Source organism: Sphingomonas sp. GW821-FHT04B01 (assembly GCF_059420425.1).
In genome coordinates, this window is sequence record NZ_JBWKTR010000008.1 from 188,480 (window position 1) to 198,863 (window position 10,384).

At 62.3% G+C, this 10,384-nt stretch carries 8 protein-coding genes; 5 read left to right on the forward strand and 3 right to left on the reverse strand.

The features are described from left to right. Positions 1–11: 11 nt before the first annotated feature. From AC07UH_RS17670 to AC07UH_RS17680, 3 genes are read left to right on the forward strand one after another with little or no spacing between them, the layout of a single operon-like run. Positions 12–1,220 carry a zinc-dependent alcohol dehydrogenase gene (locus AC07UH_RS17670; RefSeq protein WP_137898854.1) on the forward strand — a complete coding sequence of 403 codons (1,209 nt, stop codon included), beginning with the start codon at positions 12–14 and terminating at the stop codon, positions 1,218–1,220. A gap of 44 nt (positions 1,221–1,264) precedes the next feature. Further along, positions 1,265–2,350: a catalase family protein gene (locus AC07UH_RS17675; protein WP_495181182.1), complete on the forward strand. Its 1,086-nt coding sequence runs from the start codon at positions 1,265–1,267 to the stop codon at positions 2,348–2,350. A gap of 57 nt (positions 2,351–2,407) precedes the next feature. Beyond that, positions 2,408–4,882, forward strand: a complete 2,475-nt coding sequence (locus AC07UH_RS17680) for a hybrid sensor histidine kinase/response regulator (RefSeq protein ID WP_495189926.1) — start codon at positions 2,408–2,410, stop codon at positions 4,880–4,882. Positions 4,883–5,026: 144 nt separating this feature from the next. On the opposite strand, the gene AC07UH_RS17685 is transcribed toward AC07UH_RS17680, so the two are convergent. Together AC07UH_RS17685 and AC07UH_RS17690 are read right to left on the reverse strand one after the other, a co-directional pair. Continuing rightward, positions 5,027–5,590 (reverse strand): hypothetical protein, encoded by a 564-nt coding sequence (locus tag AC07UH_RS17685; RefSeq protein WP_495181180.1) that lies wholly within the window; start codon positions 5,588–5,590, stop codon positions 5,027–5,029. Continuing rightward, positions 5,572–6,642, reverse strand: coding sequence for a DUF3500 domain-containing protein (locus AC07UH_RS17690; RefSeq protein ID WP_495181179.1), 1,071 nt, complete (start codon positions 6,640–6,642; stop codon positions 5,572–5,574). Before AC07UH_RS17690 ends, AC07UH_RS17685 begins: the two co-directional genes overlap by 19 nt. 350 nt (positions 6,643–6,992) lie before the next feature. Here AC07UH_RS17690 and AC07UH_RS17695 point away from each other — a divergent pair, with 350 nt between their 5' ends. Continuing rightward, positions 6,993–8,255, forward strand: a complete 1,263-nt coding sequence (locus AC07UH_RS17695) for a HEPN/Toprim-associated domain-containing protein (protein WP_495181178.1) — start codon at positions 6,993–6,995, stop codon at positions 8,253–8,255. A 259-nt stretch (positions 8,256–8,514) separates the two neighbouring features. On the opposite strand, the gene AC07UH_RS17700 is transcribed toward AC07UH_RS17695, so the two are convergent. Next, a complete protein-coding gene (locus AC07UH_RS17700) occupies positions 8,515–9,528 on the reverse strand; it encodes a cupin domain-containing protein (protein WP_495181177.1) in 1,014 nt (337 codons plus the stop codon). Between the two features lie 295 nt (positions 9,529–9,823). Between AC07UH_RS17700 and AC07UH_RS17705 the strand changes: the two genes are divergently transcribed. After that, positions 9,824–10,354, forward strand: coding sequence for a hypothetical protein (locus AC07UH_RS17705; protein ID WP_495181176.1), 531 nt, complete (start codon positions 9,824–9,826; stop codon positions 10,352–10,354). Positions 10,355–10,384: the final 30 nt, after the last annotated feature.

The following is a 10,384-nucleotide window of genomic DNA, read 5'->3' on the forward strand; positions in this document are numbered from 1 at the left end:
AGGAGCCGTTCATGAAAGCCGTCGTCTTCCATGCCATCGGTGACATCCGCATCGAGGATGTACCCGAGCCCGTCATCGAATCCCCAAAAGACGCGATCATCCGCCTGACCGCGTCCGCGATTTGCGGCACCGACCTCCACTTCGTCCGTGGCACGTTCAGCGGAATGAAAAAGGGGCAGATCCTTGGCCATGAGGGCATCGGTGTTGTCGAAAGCGTCGGCGCGGAGGTCCGGGACATCAAGGTTGGCCAGAGGGTGATCATCCCGTCGACCGTCGGCTGCGGCGAGTGCCAGTTCTGCGCCAAGCAGTTCTACGCGCAGTGTGACAACGCCAATCCGGCGGGCAAGCGCGCGGGCACCGCCTTCTTCGGCGGGCCCGAGGGTGCGGGCGGGCTGAAGGGGCTGCAGGCGGAGAAGGCGCGCGTGCCCTGGGCCGACGTCAACCTCGTGCCGATCCCGGATTCGATCAGCGACGATCAGGCGATCCTGATGAGCGACATCCTGCCGACCGCCTGGTTCGGCGCGGACTTGGCTCAAATCGAGCAGGGCGACCACGTCCTCGTGTTCGGCTGCGGTCCGGTCGGCCAACTTACCATTGCTTGCGCCAAGCTGATGGGCGGGCGCGTCATTGCGGTCGATCGCCTGCCCGATCGCCTCGACATGGCGCGGGCGCAGGGAGCCGAGGCCATAAACTTCGACGAGATCGACGTACCGGACGCGGTACTGAAGCTGACCGACGGTGACGGCGCACGCCGGGTGATCGACGCGGTCGGCGTCGACGCGCAGCATGCGCACGGCGGACCGGACGAGCCGGGCCTGCTCGGCAAAGCCAAGGAACTGGTCGAGCAGTACGCGATCGAACCCGCAGCGCGGAAGTTTGCCTCCCACTTCAAGGCCGGCGATAATCCGGGCCAGGTTCTCGACTGGGCGGTGGAATGCGTCGCCAAGGGCGGCACCATCTCGATCATTGGCGTCTACCCGCCCACCGACCGCACCTTCCCGATCGGTATGGCGATGAACAAGAACGTGACGCTGCGTATGGGCAACGCCAATCACCGCGCCTATTACGATGTGCTGCTCGACCATGTCGTAAGCGGCCGGCTGGACCCAGTGAAAATCCTCACGCAAGTCGAGCCGATGACCAACGCGATCGAAGCTTACAAGGCGTTCGACGATCGCCAGCCGGGCTGGATGAAGGTCGAGCTCGAACCTGCCAGCTGACCGGCATCGTCCACCACATACCGCTTGCCCCCCGGAGACCAAGCATGACCTATCTGCGCTACAGCGACGACATTGAGACCCCTGAGGAGAACGAGCAGGAGTCGATCGACGGCATCATCAAGGGTATGACCCAGGAGAGCCAGACCGTCGAAAAACGCGAAGGCCATGCGGTCCGCGCCAGCCATGCCAAGAGCACCGCCTGTGTCATCGGCGAGTTGACGGTCGCCGATGACCTGCCGCGCGAACTGGCTCAGGGGCTGTTCGCGCAGGCCGGCACCTTCCAGGTCGCCGTCCGCTTCGCACAGGGTCCCGGCGAGAACCTTGGCGACCGCGTGTCCACCCATCGCGGAATGGCGATCAAGGTGTTCGGGGTCGAGGGCGAGAAGCTGCCAGGCCACGAAGTCGACACCCAGGATTTCGTGTTCGCCAGCGGCACGACTTTCCCGGCAGGCACCCCGGCGGGCTTCCTAAGCCAGGCCAAGAAGATCGGCCTGACGACGCCGATGCCCGAAGGCGTGAAGAGCGCCGCTTCCTCGATCGCGCGCAACATCAACAAGGTGCTCAACGCAGTAGCTGGCGGTCCCAGCCCGACGCTCGACTTTTACGGCCACCCCTGCAGTCACCCGCTCGATGACTATTACTTCAGCCAATGCCCGATCCGCTACGGCGACTATGTTGCAAAGCTGGGGGCCTTCCCGGTCGCGCCAGAACAGCTTGCGCTGGACGACTGGCAGCTCGACCCGCACGAGGACGAGGACGGCTTCCGGCACGCTGCGATCGCCTATTTCGACGAGCATGACGCGGTCTTTGAACTGCGTGCCCAGCTCTGGGCCAATGCCGAGACACAGCCGATTGAGGACACTTCCGTAGAGTGGCCAGCGCAGGACAGCGAGTATCGCACCGTCGCTACCATCCGCCTGCCGCGGCAAGCGGCCTATGGCGCGGAGCGGGTGCGCTACTTCGACGAGGTGATGACCTTCCGGCCAGCACACAGCCTCGCCGCGCACCGTCCGCTCGGCGGCGTGATGCGTGCCCGCCTGCAGGTATATCGGGCGCTAAGCGCGTCTCGCCATCGTGAAAACGGCATCGACGAGCAGAATACGGGTTCAATCGATCAGATACCCGCGTAATTGCCTTTCAGAGCGGAATAGCCGCGCTCGGCGAAAACAAACGAACAATTAAGGACCATGATTTCCGACGCTTTCCGTGACCCTTCCTCGCTACCAGCCGAGCTCCGCTTCCTTGCTGGCGGGGGCGAAGCGACGCGCCTGATCGTGGAGCGTGATTGGTCTTCCCACCCGCTAGGACAGCCGGCAACCTGGCCGGACATCCTAAAATCAAATCTGAGCACCATTCTGAACTCGCCTCAGTCCATGATCCTGGCGTGGGGCACCAACGAGCTTACCTTCTTCTTCAACGAGACGTATTTTCCGCTGCTTGGACCCCGCCTGTCTTGGGCGATGGGTGCCCCGTTCCATGTCGTCTGGGCCGACGCCTGGGCGCAGGCGAAGCCGATCATCGACGACGCCTTCGCTGGTCGCAGCCAGCGGTTCACGGATTTGCCTTGGACGCTCGACACGGACCGAGGGCAGTCCAACACCTGGTTCACCTTCTCCTATTCGCGCGTTCTAGACGCCGGCGGAGAGGTCGCCGGGCTATTCATCCTGACGAACGAGACGACCGAGCGCGTTCTGGCGGATGCGGCTCTGCGGGGCAGCGAGGAACGCCTGCGCCTGGTCATCGAAGGTGCGCGCGACCACGTCATCTTCACGACCGACGCCGGCGGCGTCATCAACACTTGGTCCGCCGGTGCCGAGGCGGTTTTGGGCTGGACCGCGGAGGATGCGATCGGCCAGCCCGCCTCGATGATCTTCACCCACGAGGATCGCGCCAACGGTGCGGACATCCGCGAGATCGCCAATGCGGCGCGTGAGGGGTGCGCCGACGACGAGCGCTGGCATCTGAGCAAGGACGGGACGCGCGTTTTCCTGAACGGGTCGGTCCACCCCCTTCCCGTCGATGCGCAGGGACAGGAACGCGGTTTCATCAAGATCGCCCGCAACGAAACTGCCCGGTGGCAGGCGCAGAAGGACCTCGAGCGCCTGAACGCCAACCTCGAACAGCAGGTGACCGAGCGGACCGAGGACCGTAATCGCCTATGGCAGCTCAGTTCTGATCTCATGCTGATCGCCGGCTTCGACGGCAGTATTCAAGCGGTGAACCCGGCCTGGACGAGGATCCTGGGGTGGTCGGAAAGCGAGCTTGTCGGTCACCCCCTCTTCTCCCTGATCCATCCGGCCGACCTGGACCACACTGTCTCCGGTGCAGCTGGCATCGCGTCCGGCGAGGCCTATGCCCGTTTCGAGAACCGGTATCGACACAAGGACGGCAGTTACCGAGACATCGTCTGGAACGCGGGTCCGGGCGACGGCCAGATTATCGCGGTCGGACGCGACGCCACCGAGGAAAAGGCTGCCGCCGACGCGCTCGTCGCGACCGAAGCGCAGCTGCGCCAGGCGCAGAAGATGGAAGCCGTCGGCCAGTTGACCGGGGGGCTTGCGCACGACTTCAACAATCTCCTCACCGGCGTGATGGGCAATCTCGAGCTGCTCCAAATGCGGCTCACCCGCGGCAAGCTCGACGACGCCGAACGCCTTATTCTAGCTGCTCAGGGGGCTGGCCGGCGCGCCGCGGCTTTGACGCAGCGCCTTCTCGCCTTCTCCCGGCGGCAGACGCTCGATCCTCGTCCGACGGACGTGAACAGGCTGATCCTCGGCATGGAGGATCTTCTCCGTCGCACGGTCGGTCCGCTGACCGACGTCGAGACGGTAGGCGCCGCCGGACTATGGCCGGCAATGATCGACGGGACGCAGCTGGAAAGCGCGATCCTCAATTTGTGCATCAACGCGCGAGACGCGATGCCGAATGGCGGACGGATCACGATCGAGACGGCGAACAAGTGGCTGGACGAGCGGGTGGCGCGCGAGCGCGATCTGCCGCCGGGACAGTATCTCTCCATCTGCGTGTCGGACACGGGAACCGGCATGACCGCGGAGACAATCGAACGGGCGTTCGAACCGTTCTACACGACCAAGCCGATCGGGCAGGGCACCGGTCTTGGGCTGTCGATGATCTACGGCTTCGCTCGCCAATCACATGGACAGGTACGAATATACTCCGAGATCGATCAAGGCACGACGATCTGCATCTATCTGCCCCGTTACGCGGGCGATGCCCTGTTGCTGGAAGAAGAGGAGGCGATCGCCAGCGCCGCCGCCGCTGCGGGCGAGACGATCCTCGTGGTCGATGACGAAGCCACTATCCGCCACCTCATCGACGAAGTGCTCGACGAGGAGGGCTACACCGTGATCGGTGCGGCGGATGGCGCTGCCGGGCTCAAGGTGCTGCAGTCGGGGGCGAAGATCGAGTTGCTGATTACCGACGTTGGCCTTCCCAATGGGATGAACGGCCGGCAGGTCGCGGATGCGGCACGCGCGTTGCGACCTGGGCTCAAGGTCCTCTTCATTACTGGCTACGCCGAGAATGCGGCGGTCGGGAATGGCCATCTCGAGCCGGGCATGGAATTGCTGACCAAGCCGTTTACAATCCAGGCACTGACGTCAAAAGTGGCGGACATGATGCGCGGTGGAACGGCTGGGTAGGCCCGCTCGCGAAACATGCAGGATGCCGATCCAGCGACGTTCGGAAGGCGCTGCTCGCAGGTCGAACGGCGTCGGAACGCAGGCTTTGGTCGCAGACAAGGGGTTGGCCATAGCTGCGGATGGCCGAAGGTTCGACCGCCGCCTTTAGCGGGTCGCATTCACGTAGCGGACGATCAAAGCTCGTCCGTCCGGGCTATGGTCCTGACCCTCTATGCGATCGGCCACCCGCCTCCCCGGCTTGACGAAGATATTGGCATCGCAGCGGCTTTCCGCCGGGCTATAGCCATTCCGATACGCCAGCGTCGCTCCCCCGCGCTGAGCTGGCCGCGCCGCAACGGCGACGATCCGGATCGTGCCATGCGCGCCAAGCAGCGCGGCGTAGGAGGGCACATCGACGGACAAGGCCCGGATCACGAGCGGGCGGCGGTCGATCGTAAGCCGGGATTGCGCGAGCACGCGGCCGGCGAATGCATGTGCCTCGGCGGGGCTGATCTGCTTATCGCCATTGCGGTCGAGCGCGCGGATAAGCCGGCCGGCGACCTGCGGTCCAGCGGTCAACTCCAGCTCTAACCCGACCTTACCCGGCGATAAGGTCAGATAGGCGTTCTGCACGACCTCGTGCACCGGGTGGGCAGAGACCGCACCAGTCACCATTGCCGCTGTCAGCGCCAGCGTCGTTCGGAGCGCCTTCAACGTAGCTTCGTCCATGCCGAGCCATATTCATTTGTCGGATCGCGGAACATGTTGTGCGCGTGATTGGTGGCGTCGCCGTCCATGTCCTGCGGCGAGAATTCGATCAGCACGCGCGGACCTGTGATGCGGTAGTAGGCAGCACCGAGCGGCGATGTCGCTCCCCACCAACCGAAATAGGTCTGGTCCAGCGTCGCGCGTATTGCAGCCACCTGCGGAGCCAGGTCGTCCGCGTTGAGGAAGTCGAGCCGCGCTTCGATCAGCCGAAGGAATTGCTGCTTCTGCACCGGGGTCATCGCACTGCCCGGCAGGCCTTCGGGCTGGAGTACCTGGCCATCATGACCAGGACCAAGCACGAGATCGATTTTCTGCGTTGAGCGGACTGCCAATTTTGTCTGACCGGGCGTCAATGCCCGCATCAGCGCCTGCGCCTGGAGGACCTCGTTCTCGACAATGTAGATGCGCCTGCCGTTGCGGATGAACTTCAGCGGTTCGCCGCCGGTGAGGCTAGGCGACAACGTGACGTGCGGCCCCGCCACGGTAGCGTTGATCGCCAGGTGATGTCCTCCGAACTGGAGCGTCCAGACACGGTCGAGCGACGGCATGCCAACCATGCTGACGAAGTAGCGATCTGCTCCGAACATCGCGGGCTCTTTGCGAGCAAGGATGTCGTCGGCTTGCATCTGCTCGATGACCATCTCCATGCCTTGCGGACTCAGCACCGCCCGCAGCAGCGCAGTCAGGCGGCCGCGCTGGAGCGCCGTCAACTTGCCCCAGGGCGCGCCCGCACGTGGCACGAAGCCAGTTGGAAAGTTGGACCATTTCACCCGCTGCGCCCCATCCGAAAACGGAAACAGCACGGCCTTTCGCTGCGACGCATCGAGGCTGCCCAGAAATTCCTGCGCTGCCGTGACGATGCGGCGCGATTGATCGTCAGGAGCCTCCGAGTGGATCAACGATCCCGGCGCGCCGTCACCGACGGGTGTGGAAACGGGCGGACCGCCCCTGCCGCAGGCTGAAAGCATGGCAAATGCGGTAATAAAGGAAAAGGACTGACGACGCTTCATCATCAGACTCTTCCTGACGGATGCGCTAACCGCAAGCCGCCTTATCAGAACCGGTCCAATCACTTGGCGCACCTCGCAGATATGCGGACGCCGCTCTCGCGGCTGGTCGACCCATACCCGGACGTTCAGGCCGCCCTACCGGCTTTCCAGAAGCTGACATTCGTTCAGACGAAGCGGCACGACCGCAAATGGGCCGGTTGCCGACAGGCGGATTTTGGGTGCCCTTAGGTGCAAAGCGGTCATTCGTTTGGGAAAGGCACGAAGCGGCTAATTCCTGGAAATCGCCGGCTGTCTAAACACGCCACTGCATATGGCAACCATGACACCGGTCCGAGAGCCGGTTAGCATGGGGCATGAGCGACGAAGTTGAAGTTTTTGTGGGACGCATCCCGGTGCCGGACGCCGGATATATGGCGTGGCAAGCATTCGCGGATATGATTTTCGCTCAAACGGATTTCTACAGGAAGCCTACAAAAATCGCTCACCGCGTGGTGCGGCAGGTGATCGGCCCTTACTACGACTTTGACAAGTCACCTGAGTTTTATCGCTATCTGCTCGCACCCGCTTCGGTCGTGCGCAAACGCCTCCTCATCCAGGGCTACACACCCGAGCATTGCGAGCGCGCTTGGGATTTGGCCCGCCAAGAGCAAACGGCGTCATATTTAAAGCATTGCACGAATGACGACGGCGACGTCGTGCAGCAGCTCCGCATGCTGGAAAAACTTACGTTCCCCGAGTGGCTGCAGCTTATCAGAGACGAAGTGGCATCGGGTCGAAAGTCCATCGGCGGCCGCTTGAATCCGTGGCACTTCGGAAGCTTGCTCAGCGCCCCCGGCGATATCTTCGTCCAGCTGGCGCTGCTCATTGAAGCTCTTCCAGCCGCGCCCGTCTGGATGGATTGTACGGCCCTTTACTCCGAGAATGACGATACTCGTACACTGCATCAGGTGGCGCACGACGAAGAGGCGGAATACACGGATTTTCTCAGCGGTAAAATTATTGTCCTGACAGAGGGAAAATCCGACACACGCATCATCACCGCCGCATTGCGCGCCTTCTATCCCGAGTATGCTGATGCCTATCAATTCTTAGATTTTGAGGAATTCAAGATTGAAGGAGGTGCTTCACTCTTGGCGAGGATGATCAAGGTATTATCCGGCGCTCGCGTTCAAAACCGAATGCTGGCTTTGTTCGATAATGATGCCGCAGGTGCCGATGCTTATCGCTCGCTTGCGGGGGTTCGTTTTCCGCCGAACGTTCGACTGATGCTTCTACCGGACACCAAGCTTGCCGCAAGCTATCCCACGCTGGGGCCAGCGGGCCTGAGCCGCATGAATGTTAACGGCTCCGGTGCCCCAATCGAGTTATACTTGGGTCGCTCCTCCCTGAAAGAACAAGGCGGGAAACTCAGACCCGTCCGCTGGAGCCAGTGGATCGAGAATGTTGGCCGCTATCAGGGTGTCATCCGGGATAAGGAATCGGTGTCGCGCGCTTTCGAGGCAGCGCTCGAAGGAACCCGTTCACCCCCGTCGTTGCGCAGATGCTTTCCAGAGATGAACCAGTTACTGCAAACCATCTTCTCAGCTTTCGAGGATCGCCAGCCGCCCATTCTCTAGCCACGTAACGGCTCGGGCTGCGACCGAGCCTCTTTCGCCCAATCCCGGTCGTTCAGCGTCGCAATCGTACTACCCGAAGCCTGCCGTTGGTTCATTTTCGACGGCAAAGGTTGGCCTGACGAGGCCTGGGACATTTCTGCCGTTTCCTAGCGACGTGTCGGCCGACAGATCTCGCGAATAGCCGGCATCCGACGTCTGCCATATCCTCGGCTCCTGCGAGGCGTCTTTCACAGCCTAATTAGATATTTTCCGTCCCAAACTACTCGAAGGGGCTGGGCACCGCCACGGGGCGATACCCGAGATCGGCATAGAGTCGCACGCGAGCCTCGCCTTGCGGCGTCGTCTGCCAGCCTCGTGGTGGCAGCTCACGACCTTCTGCTGGCGCGCCGAGCGAACGAACCAGCCGCTCTCCACCAGCAGGTGTGTAGATGGCGAGCAGCCGCGCTGTCGCGCTCGTTATCCTATGCGCCGTGGCCGTGCCGCGCGGCACGAACACGAAGTCGCCCTTGACGGCGCGCTCAAGGCGATCGCCGATCAAGAATTCGGCCTCGCCGTCAAGAACGTAATACATCTCATCGGTGTCCAGATAGACGTGGACCGCTGATCCTGCACCTTGCGGAAGCAGTTGATCGAATACGCTGTAGCTTCCGTCCGTTGCCGCGCTGTCCGCCAGGACGGTCCAGAGGCTGCCGTCGTACCAATAGGTTGGAGCGCTATCGGCGCTGGTCGCGAAGGGTTGGACGGCCGCTTCTGGGAGTGGCTTCGTCGCCATGTTGTCGGGCCCTGGCGGATCGGCGGCGGGGAGGCCCAGGATCGGGATTTGCCCATAATCTCGCGAAAGTTGCTCGACCAGGCGTCGCGGCGGAAGCGGCAAGTCTGCAGGCGGTAGTTCGTTGCGCTCTGCAGGACGCGAAAACCCCATGACGAATAGCTCAAAGCCGGCGGGCAGGTAGAAGTTGAGCAACTGCGTGCCTGGCGCATCGACCACGAAGGAATGCTCGGCAAATCGCGGCACTCCGACGAAACAGCCCGGACCCGCCGAAATCATCTGCCCTCCCGCCTGGAAGCTGCAATGGCCGCTGACGACGTACAAGCCTTCGTCGGTGGGGTGGGCGTGCGTGCACGGGCCGCCGCCACTATCCGTTACGAGCTGATCGAGCAGGCAGAAGCTGTTGTTGCTGCGGATGCCCGATGCCATCACGCGCCACAGATTGCCGATCGCCCAGAACGCAGGCACATCGTCGGGTCGGGAGATAAAGCCGGTAGGCTTCATCGAATTTGTAAGTCCAGGCATGGTGACGTCTCCGGTTCGGAGCGTCTCGAATGCCGTATGGAGGCCGATCCGCTATAACAGGATCTTGCTATTTTGGCAGCTACCGGTTTGGTCGGGCTGACCACGTGTGGCTGGACCTCACATGCGAAGAAGGAATAGGGGACGCGATCAAGCCTTTCGATGACGATGGAGATGTAGTCTTCACGGGGCGTTATCCCGCGCGATGAGGTTGTTCGATCATTCATTCCGCCATGACTCGATCAGGCAGACCCGGATATCTCCAGCCGTACGATGCATGTCGCACGGAACCGAGCGCATCGATGTCGAGCATGACGGTGAGATCGGCCTCGTCCTGAACATGACTACCGGTCACCAGGTGTCTGGTCGGATCGACCGACAATTCTGCGCCGAAACTCCTGTGGTCAACTCGGTTACGGTGATGCCACCGGGTCGCCGGTTTCGGTTCGAGATTGAGGGGGAATGTCGCGTGCTGGCGCTGACGCTTCCGATCGCCGACCTTGATGACGAAGTGATGGGCGAGGGCATGGTTCGACCGCGAGTAAATGTAGTGGATATCCCGCTGGCTGCCCTTGTGTGGCGAACGGCGACGTCTACCGAGGAAGCGCGACCTGCGGCGCTCATGGAGCTTGCGGCCTATCTCTATCATCCACCGGACTCGCAGTGTCGGCGGATCGTAGGGGGCCTTCCTCTAGCGAGGCTACGTCGCGTAACTGATGCCGTAGAGAGCGGCCTCGCTGGATCACTCCCTCTTGCTTATCTAGGGCTCAAACCCAATCAGCGGGTTGAGGCGGAGTGGCTTTCCTGATTCACTGCGCGTGGATCATGGGAGGTTTGG

What these genes read in the sequence shown, in the direction of transcription:
- AC07UH_RS17670 (WP_137898854.1), top strand. Translation starts at nt 12, where the DNA reads ATGAAAGCCGTCGTCTTCCATGCCATCGGTGACATCCGCATCGAGGAT.
- AC07UH_RS17675 (WP_495181182.1), top strand. Translation starts at nt 1,265, where the DNA reads ATGACCTATCTGCGCTACAGCGACGACATTGAGACCCCTGAGGAGAAC.
- AC07UH_RS17680 (WP_495189926.1), top strand. Translation starts at nt 2,408, where the DNA reads ATGATTTCCGACGCTTTCCGTGACCCTTCCTCGCTACCAGCCGAGCTC.
- AC07UH_RS17685 (WP_495181180.1), bottom strand. Translation starts at nt 5,590, where the DNA reads ATGGACGAAGCTACGTTGAAGGCGCTCCGAACGACGCTGGCGCTGACA.
- AC07UH_RS17690 (WP_495181179.1), bottom strand. Translation starts at nt 6,642, where the DNA reads ATGATGAAGCGTCGTCAGTCCTTTTCCTTTATTACCGCATTTGCCATG.
- AC07UH_RS17695 (WP_495181178.1), top strand. Translation starts at nt 6,993, where the DNA reads ATGAGCGACGAAGTTGAAGTTTTTGTGGGACGCATCCCGGTGCCGGAC.
- AC07UH_RS17700 (WP_495181177.1), bottom strand. Translation starts at nt 9,528, where the DNA reads ATGAAGCCTACCGGCTTTATCTCCCGACCCGACGATGTGCCTGCGTTC.
- AC07UH_RS17705 (WP_495181176.1), top strand. Translation starts at nt 9,824, where the DNA reads ATGTCGCACGGAACCGAGCGCATCGATGTCGAGCATGACGGTGAGATC.